Source organism: Pseudomonas sp. R5-89-07, assembly GCF_003851685.1.
Classification (GTDB): Bacteria; Pseudomonadota; Gammaproteobacteria; order Pseudomonadales; family Pseudomonadaceae; genus Aquipseudomonas.
Genome location: NZ_CP027727.1, coordinates 5138199 through 5150746, shown reverse-complemented (window position 1 = coordinate 5150746; position 12548 = coordinate 5138199). Strand labels below are relative to the sequence as shown.

Genomic DNA, 12548 nt, shown 5'->3' with positions numbered 1-12548 from the left:
TTTTAGATGGCATATGAAAGGACATCATGTGGCGGACAAGTGGGGCTCATCTGGGGGATGGGCGGTGATTGTGCCGGCCTCATCGGGGGCAAGCCCCCTCCCACATTTGAAGGTATTCACAAGTCAAAAGGTGGGAGGGGGCTCCCCCCGACGAGGCCATCAGCCCCACACAAAATCTCAGTCAAACATGAACAGCGCATCATTGCTGAACTGTGCCTCGAACCGGTTCGCCGGCATCGGCCGCCCGAACAGGTAGCCCTGCACCTCATCGCAGCCATGCTCGCGCAGGAAGTCCAGTTGTTCGTGGGTTTCCACGCCCTCGGCGATCACCGCCAGGTTCAGGCTGTGGGCCATGGCGATGATGGCGCGGGCGATCTGTGCATCCTGTTCGCCGGATGGCAGGCCATCGACGAAGGTGCGGTCGATCTTCAATACGTCGATAGGGAATTGCTTGAGGTAATTGAGCGACGAATAACCGGTGCCGAAATCGTCGACCGCAATGCTCAGGCCGAGGTTTTTCAGGCTGGCGAGGATCTGCAAGGCCTCGTTGACTTCACGCATCAGGATACTTTCGGTCAGCTCCAGCTCCAGGCACGCCGGCGGCAGGCCGGTGTCCTTGAGGATGGTGGCGATGCGCGTGCCCAGTTGCCCGTCGGAGAACTGTCGTGCCGAGATGTTGACCGAGACTTTGGGCACCCGCACCTTGTTCTGGTGCCAGGTCTTGAGCTGGCGACAGGCTTCGCTGATCACCCAGTCGCCCACGTCCACCACCAGCCCCAACTCCTCCAGCACCGGAATGAAATCCCCCGGCGGCACCAGGCCACGGCGCGGGTGGCGCCAGCGCAGCAGGGCTTCGGCGCCGGTCAGGCGTTTGCCGTCGCCGCTGAACTGCGGCTGGTAATAGAGCACGAATTCGTTCTGGTCCAGGGCGTGGCGCAGGTCGCTTTCCAGCTCCAGGCGCTCCAGGGCGCTGGCGTTCATATCGGCCTGGTAGAACTGGAAGTTATTCTTGCCGCGCTCTTTGGCGTGATACATCGCCGTGTCGGCGTTTTTCATCAGTTGGCTCAGTTCGTTACCGTCCTGAGGGCTCAGGGCGATGCCGATGCTGGCGGTGACGAAGAACTCGCGGCCTTCCAGCACGAACGGCTTCACCAGGCTGGCCAGGATTTGCTCGGCCACGGTGATTGCACGGTTCAGCGCCATGTCGCGGCTGACGCGTGGCTGCAACAGCAAGGTGAACTCATCGCCGCCCATGCGCGCCACGGTGTCGTCTTCGGCCACGCAACCGAGCAGGCGTGTGGCCATTTCCTTGAGCATACGGTCGCCAGCGGCGTGGCCCAGGGAGTCGTTGATCGGCTTGAAGCGGTCCAGGTCGAGGAACATCAGCACCACCCATGACTTCTGCCGCTCGGCCGACTGCAGCGCGGTGTGCAGGCGGTCCTGGAACAGGGTGCGGTTGGGCAGGTGGGTCAGGGCGTCGTAATAGGCCAGGCGGTGGATGCGCTGTTCGCTGGCCTTGCGTTCGCTGATATCACTGAAGAAACACACGTAGCTGGCCAGGTCGCCTTCATCGTCGAACACCGCCGTGATGCCGACCCAGGCCGGGTAGTGCTCGCCGTTAAGGCGCTTGAGCCACACTTCACCTTCCCAGGTGCTGTGCTGGTGCAATTGCTTGAGCACGTAGCGCAGGTGGGCTTCTTGCTGTTCATCGACGGTGAGCATGTTCGGCAGCTGGTCGAGTACATCGCTCACGGCGTAACCGCTGACCCGGCTGAAGGCCTCGTTGGCCTGCACGATGTAGCCGGCCGGGTCGGTGATCAGGATCGCCGAGGTGGAGTGCTCGAACACCGTGGCCGCCATGCGCAGGTCTTTTTCGGCACGGCGTTGCTGGCTGATATCCCGGCCCACGCCGAGGATGCCCTCGAACGCGCCATGTTCGTCCCACACCAGCACCACACGCAGCTCGATCGGCACCTTGCGCCCGTCGGCGCGCAGGCAGTCGAACAGGAACAGTTGGGTCTGTACCTCATCGCGCAGGCTGTTCAATGCTTCCGGATTGCCCACGGCGCGGCTGACCTGCTCCATCAGCGCATAAATACCGGTGAGCTGTTGCGGGTTGGCAATGACGGACTGCCAGCCATTCTTGAACACCCAGTCCACGTCGTACCCCAGCACGGCGTTGACCGAGGGGCTGACGTAGTTGAGGGCCAGTTGGCTGTCGGTGGAACAGATCACGTCACTGATGCTTTCAGCCAGCATGCGGTAGCGCTGCTCGCTGTCGCGCAGGGATTCGCTGGCCTCGATCTGGTCGGTGATGTCCTTGGCCACGCCGATGATCCGCGTGACCACGGTCGACGTGTCCCTGGCCAGGGCCTGTTCGCGGATATCGAAGCGTCGCCACTGGTTATTGCGATGACGAAAGCGCAACTGGCAGTGCAGTTGGGTCGCGTAGCCCATCTGGCGTTGCTGCTGACGCGAGTCGTGGTAATGCTCGGCGTCTTCGGGGTGCAGCAGGATTTCCCAGAAGTACTCACCCATTTTCTGCAGTTCGGCCTTGTTGTAGCCGAGGGTATGGCCTAGGTGATGGTTGCTGAAAATCATGCGCTGGCTGATCACGTCCTGCACATACAGGTGATCGGGCACGGTGCGCACCACGTCCGACCAGAAACTCTCGCGCTCGACCAGCGACAGCTCGATCAGCTTGCGACTGGTGATATCGCTGATGCTGAGGATCACCGCGCGCACGTCATCCTGCTGTTCCGGCAAGCGCATCACGAGCCACAGGTACTGTTCATTGCCCGCCACATCGTTGAGCTGGATCTCCAACTCCAACTGTTTTTGCCGGGTCAGTACGGCTTCCAGCACCTGGGTGCCGATAGAAGTGGCATTGCGTGGAGAGTCGTCAATCAGGCGCTCCCAGGCTTCCTCGCAGGAACCCACGTTCAACAGGCGCACCGCCATCTGGTTGACCTCGGTGACGCGCAGCTCTTTAAGCAGTTTACGGCGCTCAATGGGGTTGGCCCCCAGCCAGGTGTGCAATTGTTCAGGGCTCTGCACCTGGGTCTTGTCGCAGAACGCCTTAAGCCCCGAAAGATCGAGCACGCACAAGGCCACGCCGGTGCCTTCGAAAATATCCTGATAGCGTCGCCGGCCTTCATGCACCTGGCGCTGGCGACGGCGCATGTTCAGCAGCACGATCACTGGGACCAGCGAAAAAGCCAGGCCCAACAGGCATTTGCCGATAAACGCAGGCAGCAGTTGTTCAAGTACTGCGTTGCGGTCGAACAGCCCGCGCAGTTGCCAGTCGCTCTTGCTCAACGGTGTGACCAGCACGGTTTTATTCAGCTCGTCCGGAGTCAACGCACTGGCCCACGGTGCCGGCATGCCGTTGTCACGGCTGACCACGCGCTGGTTCAGGCGGTTCTCGATCGCCCACATCGGGCGTTGGCCCTGGGCATCCTGGCGAGTCAGGTTAGCCAGGTAGGTGGGCGCCAGGCGCAGCGCCCAGTACATTTTCGACCCGCCGCTGGGCTGGTGCAGCAACAGGTAGATGACGGCGCCCTCGCTGTCGTTGCTCAGGTAATAGTTTTGGGCGTGGCTGCGCTTGACCAGCTCTTCAAGCAGGGCGCTGTCCTGGCTGTCGTTGGCGGTATCACTGATCAGTGCGCCGCTGGGGGCGAGCAGGGCGAAGCTGCGCAGCTCGGGTAATGAGCGCTGCAACGAGCGGATCAGGGCCTGTTGTTGTTCGGGGTTGCGCGGCGGCTCGACGATCGGCAGCAGATTCAAGGCGATCTGCGCGCTCAAGGCCATGTTCTGGCTGATCTGCTCGGCCAGGTCGGCGCTGTAGTCGATGGTGTATTGCTGCTGGTTTTTCTGGTTTTGCTGCAGTTGGTCGAGCAGTTGCCAGAACAATAACGCGAGCAACATCAGCACGAGCGTCGCCAACGCGCCTTTGAGGGTACCGTGCAGGGGCGCGCCCGGCGCTATATGAGCGGCGCGCAAGGGCGTTGGCGGCGTGACTTTGGACAAGCTGTGATCCTGCGGTTTGGCTGGACTGGCGCGCGACGTGCACTATAAGCCGGACGCCCGGAGGGCGGCTAGCATGCCTTGAGTTGTGGCAAAGTGCCAGTCCTGCCTGGCTGGACTGCCCCAGCGCATTCAGGTAGCTTTGCCGGTTACGCGGGGGCGTTCCAGCCCCAGATATTCAGGCTTTTTTCCGCTCGCTGGCATTGATGATAGTCAACGGCCCGCGCGGCGCATGGCCTGGCACGGGCTTCGTCCGCTTAATTCATCAGTCACTGACGCTAGGTTCACCATGGCTCAATACGTCTTCACCATGCATCGGCTGGGAAAAGTTGTTCCGCCGAAGCGGGAAATCCTGAAAAACATTTCGCTGTCTTTTTTTCCAGGCGCCAAGATCGGCGTGCTCGGCCTCAACGGTTCGGGTAAATCCACGCTGCTGAAAATCATGGCCGGCGTCGACACCGAGTTCGAAGGCGAAGCCCGCCCGATGCCCGAACTGAACATCGGCTACCTGCCGCAGGAACCTCAGCTGGATCCGTCCAAGACCGTGCGCGAAGTGGTCGAAGAGGCTGTCAGCGTGATCAAGGACGCCCAGGCGCGCCTGGACGAGGTCTACGCCGCCTACGCCGAACCGGATGCCGACTTCGACAAGCTGGCCGCCGAACAGGCCAAGCTCGAGGCGATCCTGCAGGCGGGCGACGGCCACAACCTGGAGCGCCAGCTGGAAGTCGCCGCCGACGCGCTGCGCCTGCCGGCGTGGGACGCCAAAATCGAATTCCTGTCCGGTGGCGAGAAGCGCCGTGTGGCCCTGTGCCGCTTGCTGCTGTCCGCGCCCGACATGTTGCTGCTCGACGAACCGACCAACCACCTGGACGCCGATTCCGTCGCCTGGCTGGAACATTTCCTTCACGACTTCCCAGGCACCGTGGTTGCGATCACGCACGACCGTTACTTCCTGGACAACGTTGCCGGCTGGATCCTCGAACTCGACCGTGGCGCCGGTATCCCTTACGAGGGCAACTACTCCGGTTGGCTGGAAGCCAAGTCCGACCGTCTGGCCGCCGAATCCAAGCAGCAATCGGCTCACGAAAAAGCCATGAAGGAAGAACTGGAATGGGTGCGCAAAGGCGCCAAGGCCCGTCAGTCCAAATCCAAGGCCCGTCTGCAACGCTTTGAAGAAATGCAGTCGCAGGAATTCCAGAAGCGCAGCGAAACCAACGAGATCTACATCCCGGCCGGCCCGCGCCTGGGTGACAAGGTCATCGAATTCAAGAATGTGTGCAAAGGCTACGGCGACCGCGTGTTGATCGATAACCTGTCGTTCTCTATGCCAAAAGGCGCGATCGTCGGCGTTATCGGCGGTAACGGTGCGGGTAAATCCACCCTGTTCCGCATGCTGATGGGCAAGGAAACCCCGGATTCGGGCAGCATCGAGATCGGCGAAACCGTGCAACTGGCTTGCGTGGACCAGAGCCGCGACGACCTCGACGGCAGCAAGACGGTGTTCCAGCAGATTTCCGACGGTTCCGACCAGATCCGTATCGGCAACTATGAAATCCCGTCGCGCACCTATGTCGGCCGCTTCAACTTCAAGGGCGGCGACCAGCAGAAGTTCGTCAAGGACCTCTCCGGTGGTGAGCGTGGCCGCTTGCACCTGGCTCTGACCTTGAAAGAGGGCGGCAACGTGTTGCTGCTCGACGAACCGTCCAACGACCTCGACGTCGAAACCCTGCGTTCCCTGGAAGAAGCCTTGCTGGACTTCCCGGGCGCCGCCATTGTGATCTCTCACGATCGGTGGTTCCTTGACCGCGTCGCGACCCACATCCTGGCGTACGAAGATGACTCCCAAGCGGTGTTCTTCGAAGGCAACTACACCGAGTACGAAGCCGACCGTAAGAAGCGTTTGGGTGAGGCCGCTGCCCAGCCGCACCGTGTGCGTCACAAAAAGCTGGCCTGATGCTGCAATAGCCGCAGCAGCCCGTTGAAAAAATACCCCTCACGCAGGGGTATTTTTTTGCCCGCGTTATGTCGGGAGCGTTGTGGGCGCCAGGGCCGGGCGGCTGCGCAGCAATTCTTCGACCACCCCCATAAACGCCTCGACCAACAGTGAGCGTGACTGCGAGCGTGTGAGTATCAGCAGGTGTGCCCAGGCATCGGGGTCTGCCAAGGGGCGGTAGACCACGCCTTTCCTGGCCAGAGTGCGGGTGCACTGGGGCACGAGCGAGACACCTTGGCCTGCCGCCACCAGGGCGATGATCGAGGTGATCTGGCGCCCCGCAGGGCCCGGGCGCAGCGCCAGGCCGCGGCGTTGATACAGGTGCTCGATGGAGCCGTTGAGGCCCGAACCGTAATCGCTGGGAAACAGAATCAACGGGTACTCACTGAGCTGGGCGAGGGTGACTTCGTCCTGCTCCGCCAGCGGGTTGTCGCTGCAAAGAGCCGCCACCAGCGGTTCTTGCCCCAACGACAGAGCCTCGACGCCGGTCTGCCCGGCCTCCGGCAGCAGGCGGCTCATGCCGACGTCGATGCGCCCGTCCAGCACGTGCGCGTGCAGGCTGCCGGAAGCGCTTTCCACCAAGGTCAGTTGCACATCGGGAAAACGCTGGGCGAAGGCTTGCAGGGTTTGGCTGAAGAGTTCCGACAGCGCGATCGAGCTGGCATAGCCTACGACCAGTTGGCCGGTCGAGCCGGCGGCCAGCTTGGCGGCGATATCTTGTGCAAGCCTGGCGTGTTCCAGCGCTGCGCGGGCATACGGCAAAAAATGCTGGCCTTGGGCGGTCAGTGTGACCGTGCGACTGGTGCGGTCGAACAGGCGAAAGCCAAGCTCGGTTTCCAGGGCCGAAATCTGCCGCGTCAGGGGCGGCTGGGCAAGGTGCAGGCGCTGGGCCGCGCGGCCGAAGTGCAGCTCTTCGGCGACCGTCAGGAAGTAACGTAACTTGCGTAGATCAAGCATTCTGTTTCCTGGGTATTGATCGGTCCGAATTCGGTATTGGTGTTCCCTGCGCTGGGTATTCTATAAACATCCTCGACTATAAGACGAGAGGTCACATGAACCCGCGCTTGCCTCACGCCCGCTTCGCCGTTTTCCTGTGTGGCTGTGCGGCGTTTCTGAATCTTTATGCGACACAGAGCATCCTGCCTGCGTTTGCCGCCAGCTTCCAGGTAAGTGCCCGACAGGCAGGGTGGAGCATCACGGTGACCACGCTGGCCGTGGCGGTGACCGCGCCGTTTGTCGGGCGCCTGACCGGACGTTTCGAGCAACGCACCGTGATTGCCGTGGCCGCGTTGCTGCTGGCGCTGCCGACACTGCTGACGGCCTATGTGGACAGCTTTGCCGAGCTGCTGGTGTGGCGTTTTGTGGAAGGGATGTTGATCCCCGTGGTGTTCGCCACCAGCGTGGCCTATATCGGCGATCGCTGGCGTGCGGCCAGCGTTACCGAGATCACCAGTTTGTACGTCGCGGGTACGGTGCTCGGTGGGTTTGCCGGTCGCTTTGTCTCGGGTGTCATGACCCAGTATGTGGGCTGGCGGGAAGCCTTCGAACTGTTGGCGGTGATCAGTCTGCTGGTCGGCCTGCTGATTGTGTGGCTGTTGCCGGCCAATCCGGTGGCGCGGCCCGGCGTCACGGCCGTGGGCATGCATGGGGTGCGCCGGCTTCTGCGCAAACCCTTGCTGGCGGCCTATGGCGTCGGTTTCTGCGTGCTGTTCTCACAAGTCGCAACCTTTACCTATGCCGGGCTGTATCTCAGCCAGGCCCCGTTCAACCTAGGCGCTGCAGCCTTGGGCACTTTGTATGCAGTGTTCCTGCTGGCGCTGGTGGTCATTCCTGTTGCGGGGCGCTTGAGCAAATCGCGACCACAATCGCAGTTACTGACCGGCGCTGTGGCGCTCGGCGTGTGTGGCTCGGCGCTGACATTGTTGCCGTCCCTGTGGCTGATCGTGCTGGGGCTGGCCCTGAGCTCGACCGGCGTATTCCTGGCACAGGCATCCGCCAATGCGTATATCGCCACCACGGCAGGCCCGGACAAGTCTGGCGCCGTGGGGCTGTACCTGACCGGCTATTACCTGGGCGGCAGCGCCGGCGCTGTGGCCCCGGCCATGCTCTGGAATCAATGGGGCTGGCCGGGCTGCGTAGCGCTGGTCGCAGGTTTTCAGCTGTTGTCGCTGGCGATCGCCCTGCTGGGCTGGAAACCGGTAAAGCCCCAGGCCCTGATCGCCGGACAGCGCGGCAAACCAGCCCGATTTCATCCAATAAAGGACTATGAGAGGTGAACATGACTAACACGGTGATCAAGCACAGCCAGTTGTTGAAGCTCATCGAGCCTGTATTGAACGACATGCCGGCCAGTGTCTTGCGCCACGCGCTGTTCGAATCCTTCTGGGCTGAGGAAGAGGCATTGGTGAGTATCGAAGACGCTTTTGCACGGCTCACCTCGCGTCGGCATTCGCCGGCGGTGCTGCGCAAGTTCTTCGCCAGTTGGTCCAAGACGAATAATTCGGCGGCCAGTGTGTCCGGCCTGGCCAACCGCATTACCTTGCTGGCGCGCTCCGATGAAGGCTCCGCTGCCGCCGCGCAGTTGTACCGGGCCTGCGGCAGCCTGCAACGCATCACCGATGAAGACCTGGGCGCGTTGGGCAACACCTTGCACGCAGACCTGTTCTACACCATGGCCACCGCGCTGTGCGGCGATGACCAGTGGATATTGAAGGACAATTGCCTGCCTTCGGCGCAGGCGTTCAAGGACTGGACCGACACCCGCCGCCTGCGCGATCGCGACCTGCTGCAGGGGTTACTGACCACGTTGATCCACGAGGTGTACACCCACGGCGAAGTGGAATTCATTCACCCGTTGTACTCGCAGTGGTTCGTGCGGGACATGGGCGTGCCGCCGGAGAAATCCCGCGCGACGGTGGCTTGGGTCACGGTGCACACCGGCGGTACCGAGAGCAACCATTTCGCCCATGCGGTGGCGGCGGTGAATGAGTTCACCACCGCCCTGCAGATTGAAGTGGACCCCGCCACGGCGCGCGACATTTTTGCCCAATACCTGCAGCGTAAAGCCAGTGTAATGAGCGACTGTGCGCAGTTGCTGGGTTAACCCGGCGTTTTGCCTGAGAGCCTCTGACCCAGATGAACATCCTGAAGCAGACCGTAGCTCCATCGTTGTCGCCGCCTGATCCGGTCACCGTGCGTCGCCGCGCTCTGGTGGCCGGCTGCGGCGCGCATGCCGTGCACGATGGGCTGACCGATGTGATTTATGTGCTGCTGCCGATCTGGCAAGCGCAGTTCGGCCTCAGCTACGCCCAGATCGGCCTGTTGCGCGGTGCTTACGCGGGCATGATGGCTGGTTTTCAGTTATTGGCCAGCCGGGCTGCCGCGCGCTGGGGGCGTGAACGCTTGCTGGTAGGTGGCACTGCATTGGCAGGCCTGGCCTACCTGCTGGCCGGCCAGGCTGGCGGGCTGGGCGTGTTGATGTTGGCGCTGCTGCTTGGCGGGCTCGGCGCGAGTACGCAGCACCCGCTGGCCTCGTCGTTGATCACCGATACGCACGAGGCCGGCGGAGGCGTCAAACAAGCGCTGTCGCAGTACAACTTCAGCGGCGATATCGGTAAGACCCTGATCCCGGGGTTGATCGGCCTGTTGCTGGCGGTCATCAGTTGGCGTGCCAGTGTCACCCTGCTGGGTGCACTCGGGCTGCTGGCGGCAGGCCTGTTGTGGTGGCTGATCCCGGCACGCACCGAGGCTTGGGCGGCGCCGGTGAAAGCCACCCATACGGGCGCTGGCGCCGGCTCCGCGAGCGGCTTGCGTGCGCTGATCGTGACCGGCACGCTGGACAGCGCAGTGCGCATGGGTTTCCTCACGTTCCTGCCGTTTTTGCTCAAGGCCAAGGGCGCCGGGCCTGCGGGCATCGGTCTGGCGCTGACGATGCTGTTCGTCGGGGGCGCCTTCGGCAAATTGTTGTGCGGTTACCTCGGTGCGCGCATCGGCATGATGAAAACGGTATGGGCCACGGAGTTCACCACGGCCGTGCTGATCGTCATGGCGGTGTACTTGCCCTACGCCGGCTTGATGGTGATGTTGCCGCTGCTGGGGCTGGCGCTGAACGGCACGTCGTCGGTGCTGTACGGCGCAGTCCCGGACCTGGCAGGGCCGGGCAGGCGCGACCAGGCGTTCGCCGTGTTCTACACCGGCACCATCGGTGGCGGCGCCTTGGCGCCGGTGCTGTTCGGCAGCCTTGGGGATGCCACCGGTGTGCCCATGGCCGTCCTGTTGCTGGCCGCCACCCTGTTGCTGACCTTGCCGCTGTCCTGGCGGGTTCAGCAAGGGTTGGAGGCCCAAGCCCGGTAGGGCGAACGAATTTTTCAGCGTGTTCTGGCAGGTATAACAATGAATAACAGTGAACCGTCTGCCGTGTCATTGCCGTTGTCCGAGCGTGCGCAACGTCTCAGCGCACCCGGCACGTCCAGCATGCGCAGTAAAGCCAATGCCTTGAAAGAAGCCGGCGTCAACGTGGTCAACTTTGCCGCTGGCGAATTGTCCTTCGATGCCTGCCCGGCCATGAAAGCCGCCGCGGCCGATGCGCTCGCCACTGCCCGCAACCGCTATACGCCGCCCATCGGCCTGCCCCAGCTTCGCCACGCGCTGGCGCAGCAGGTCACTCAGCGTTGCGGGGTGAGTTACGCCGCCGATGAAATAGCGGTGACCGCCGGTGCCAAGCAGGCGCTGTACAACGCCGCAATGGTGCTGCTCAATCCGGGGGATGAAGTCATCGTCGCGGTGCCGTACTGGGAAACCTTCCCCACCCAGATCCAACTGGCCGGTGGCGTTCCCGTCTATGTCGACACGGCTGCGGATGACTATCGCCTCACCTGCGCAGCGGTCCAGAAGGCCCTGACCCCGCGCACCCGGATGATTGTGATCAACACCCCGAACAATCCGACGGGCACGGTTTATCAGCGCGAAGAACTGTTGGGTATTGCCCGGCTCGCCTTCGCACACAGGCTTTGGGTGGTGTTCGACGAGTGTTACCGCACACTGGTGCGCGCGCCCCATGAACATCACAACATCGTGTCGCTGTTTGCGCCGCTCAAACATCAGACGGTACTGGTCGATTCGTTTTCCAAGAGCCACGCGGTCACCGGCTGGCGGGTAGGGTATGCGTGCGCGCCTGCCCCAGTCATCGCCGCCATGCACAACCTGCAAGGGCATACGACGTCCAACCCCAGCAGCCTGTCCCAATATGCCGCGCTCGGCAGTCTGATGGCTGACGCGCCGCACTTCACCCGCCAGGTCAATACCTTCCTCGACCAGCAACTGCTCGCAGCCTGCACCTGCCTGGGGCATGTCGACGGCATTCGGTGCGCCCCGCCGGAAGGGGCGTTTTATCTGTTTATCGATGTATCCCGCAAGTTGGGTGGCCGCTACCTGGGCACCGTTATTCGTGACGTCGACCACTTGGCCGATCTGTTATTGACCGAGGCCCATATCGCGGTGGTGCCCGGCTCTGGCTGTGGTGACGGCAATAGTATCCGTATCTCCTACGCCATTGAGCGTGAAGCGCTGATTGAGGGCCTCACGCGCTTTAGTCGCTTCATGTCAGAAATCGTTGCGCATTACCCCACCTTGAAAGGATATGAGCCGTGGAAAATCTGAGCCGCCAATTTATCGGGTACGTGAACCAGGCGCTGGTGGATGTAGAGGACGGACCTCTGGCCCAGGCCCTGCTCAGCGGTTTCAACAGTCAGACCGCCGCGCTGGACAAGTACTGCGAGACCTACGTCGACATGACCTCCAGTAATTGGAGCGAGTCGTCACTGTGTACGTTCTTCTGTGGCTGGCGCAGCCCGGACGGCGCCGCCCATGCCGTCTCGAGCATCATCGTGCGCATCCTCCAGGAGTCGGCATCCTTGGCGGATGACGCCCGGTTGAAAATGCTCGAGGCGGCGACCCATTGTGGGGAGATCATTGTCGAGGACATCGGGCTGGGTGAAATGCATGGGCATCCGCACCACTCCAAGCTGTATTACCGCATGGCTTCGGCCATCTGCGGCTCAGATGAATGGCGCCTGCAAGACAAATTCCTCAACCCGATCACCAAAGAATTCTCCGGTTGGGTGGGGGAAAAACGCCCGTTGGCGCCGCAACTCATCGAAGCGCTGGAAATGATGGCCATGACGGAGTTGTTCAATACCGGTGAATACAACCTGATGACCCCGCTATGGAAGCAGTGGTTGCGCGATGTGCGGGGCTATAGCGCCGGCGAGGCCAGCCGCGTCGCGAGTTTTCTCAGCGTGCATTGCGGCAGCGTGGAAGCGCGCCACTTCAAGCATGCCGCAGAGGCGTTGCGGCTGTATGCCAGCGCCACCGGGCAGGTCGTTGATTACGCGCGTATCGCACGGCTCTCCAGGGAGTACGTGACCAGGGCCTGTGAGCATCTGCAAAAGATGGCGTCGGTGCTCAAGTGCGAACAGCCCGCCTGGGATTGAGGCTGTCCGATAGCCCCCGTTGTGCCGCCGATAAGGAG

The 12548-nt window shown here is 62.2% G+C and carries 8 protein-coding genes; 6 read left to right on the top strand and 2 right to left on the bottom strand.

Annotated features, from left to right (window positions below):
* Positions 1-177 precede the first annotated feature (177 nt).
* Complete coding sequence (locus tag C4J94_RS23510) at positions 178-4029, bottom strand: bifunctional diguanylate cyclase/phosphodiesterase (protein WP_124388280.1); 3852 nt, start codon at positions 4027-4029, stop codon at positions 178-180.
* A 286-nt stretch (positions 4030-4315) separates the two neighbouring features.
* On the opposite strand from C4J94_RS23510, the gene ettA reads away from it, so the two are divergent.
* Positions 4316-5980, top strand: coding sequence for an energy-dependent translational throttle protein EttA (gene ettA / locus C4J94_RS23505; RefSeq protein WP_124388279.1), 1665 nt, complete (start codon positions 4316-4318; stop codon positions 5978-5980).
* A 66-nt stretch (positions 5981-6046) separates the two neighbouring features.
* Here ettA and C4J94_RS23500 read toward each other — a convergent pair whose 3' ends face one another.
* Complete coding sequence (locus C4J94_RS23500) at positions 6047-6976, bottom strand: LysR family transcriptional regulator (RefSeq protein WP_124388278.1); 930 nt, start codon at positions 6974-6976, stop codon at positions 6047-6049.
* Between the two features lie 95 nt (positions 6977-7071).
* On the opposite strand from C4J94_RS23500, the gene C4J94_RS23495 reads away from it, so the two are divergent.
* From C4J94_RS23495 to C4J94_RS23475, 5 genes are read left to right on the top strand one after another with little or no spacing between them, the layout of a single operon-like run.
* The gene (locus tag C4J94_RS23495) at positions 7072-8295 is read left to right on the top strand and encodes an MFS transporter (RefSeq protein WP_124388277.1); all 1224 of its coding nucleotides are present in this window, start codon (positions 7072-7074) and stop codon (positions 8293-8295) included.
* A gap of 2 nt (positions 8296-8297) precedes the next feature.
* Entirely contained in the window at positions 8298-9122 is an 825-nt protein-coding gene (locus C4J94_RS23490) for a hypothetical protein (protein WP_124389036.1), read from the top strand.
* A gap of 32 nt (positions 9123-9154) precedes the next feature.
* Entirely contained in the window at positions 9155-10372 is a 1218-nt protein-coding gene (locus C4J94_RS23485; RefSeq protein ID WP_124388276.1) for an MFS transporter, read from the top strand.
* Between the two features lie 39 nt (positions 10373-10411).
* Positions 10412-11677 (top strand): aminotransferase class I/II-fold pyridoxal phosphate-dependent enzyme, encoded by a 1266-nt coding sequence (locus tag C4J94_RS23480; RefSeq protein ID WP_124388275.1) that lies wholly within the window; start codon positions 10412-10414, stop codon positions 11675-11677.
* A complete protein-coding gene (locus C4J94_RS23475) occupies positions 11665-12510 on the top strand; it encodes a hypothetical protein (protein WP_124388274.1) in 846 nt (281 codons plus the stop codon). The genes C4J94_RS23480 and C4J94_RS23475 overlap by 13 nt, the downstream gene beginning before the upstream one ends.
* The last annotated feature ends 38 nt before the right edge of the window (positions 12511-12548 follow it).

Bases quoted from the DNA above. Each gene is read 5' to 3' on its own strand.
- ettA (WP_124388279.1), top strand. From the start codon at position 4,316: ATGGCTCAATACGTCTTCACCATGCATCGGCTGGGAAAAGTTGTTCCG.
- C4J94_RS23500 (WP_124388278.1), bottom strand. From the start codon at position 6,976: ATGCTTGATCTACGCAAGTTACGTTACTTCCTGACGGTCGCCGAAGAG.
- C4J94_RS23495 (WP_124388277.1), top strand. From the start codon at position 7,072: ATGAACCCGCGCTTGCCTCACGCCCGCTTCGCCGTTTTCCTGTGTGGC.
- C4J94_RS23490 (WP_124389036.1), top strand. From the start codon at position 8,298: ATGACTAACACGGTGATCAAGCACAGCCAGTTGTTGAAGCTCATCGAG.
- C4J94_RS23485 (WP_124388276.1), top strand. From the start codon at position 9,155: ATGAACATCCTGAAGCAGACCGTAGCTCCATCGTTGTCGCCGCCTGAT.
- C4J94_RS23480 (WP_124388275.1), top strand. From the start codon at position 10,412: ATGAATAACAGTGAACCGTCTGCCGTGTCATTGCCGTTGTCCGAGCGT.